The sequence below is a fragment of the Rhizobium sp. 05L419 genome, from assembly GCF_056397845.1.
On record NZ_JBFTOF010000108.1, the window covers coordinates 1 to 338 of the forward strand.

The 338-nt window shown below is 50.7% G+C and carries 1 protein-coding gene; it reads right to left on the reverse strand.

Annotated elements, in window-relative coordinates; translation table 11 throughout:
• Window positions 1-338: histidine kinase (locus AC1DMK_RS31210; protein WP_477864065.1), on the reverse strand; the 338-nt coding region annotated here is incomplete at both ends.

Here is a 338-nt window from a genome sequence, read left to right on the forward strand (position 1 = left end):
ACGGCAGCATTCAGTTTGTACCCTTGGGGCCGGCCAAATTTCTCGAATCGCTCGTAGAATTCCTTGGCCTTTCCCTGGAGCGTTTCCGGCCAATTGGTTGCCCCGTTGTTGATTGCCCGTCCGTTGTCGGTGCAGAAGTCCGACGAGAATTGATAAACCAGCGCCTCTYGCTTGCCGTCTCGAACAGCATTTTCGACCAACCGCCGAACTGTCTGAATTTCCTTATCCGTCACATGCTTGAACAGAAATTCACTGATGATGTCGAAGTGACTTTTCTCCTTTCCTTCGACCCTTCGTTGTTCCCTTTGCTCTGCAGCTTTTTGGCGATCAACAAGATC